Consider the following 256-nt stretch of genomic DNA (forward strand, 5'->3'; position numbering starts at 1 on the left):
CGGCAGGGTGTTGGCGCCGGCGGCCAGATAGCCCACCACCGTCTCACCCTCCAGCAGCAGCCACACCGCGCTGCGCGGGTCGGACAGTTCCGCTCGCTGCGGCTCGGTGCCGTAGTGATCCTGCAGGAACGCGTGCAGATCCTGCGGCGGATAGGAATCGCCCCAGGTTTCGGTATAGGTCTCGATGGCGATCGCCGACAGCGCGTCGACGTCGGCGAGGGTGGCGCGGCGGATAGACAACGACATGGTGCAGCCT

The 256-nt window shown here is 68.0% G+C and carries 1 protein-coding gene; it reads right to left on the bottom strand.

Annotation, left to right across the window (positions count from 1 at the left end):
* Positions 1-246 (bottom strand): GNAT family N-acetyltransferase (locus FQ664_RS26400; RefSeq protein WP_218570441.1); only part of this gene is annotated, 246 nt, incomplete at its 3' end.
* Between the last annotated feature and the right edge of the window lie 10 nt (positions 247-256).

Origin of the sequence: Pseudomonas persica (genome assembly GCF_900291015.1) — a bacterium.
Taxonomy (GTDB): Bacteria; Pseudomonadota; Gammaproteobacteria; order Pseudomonadales; family Pseudomonadaceae; genus Aquipseudomonas.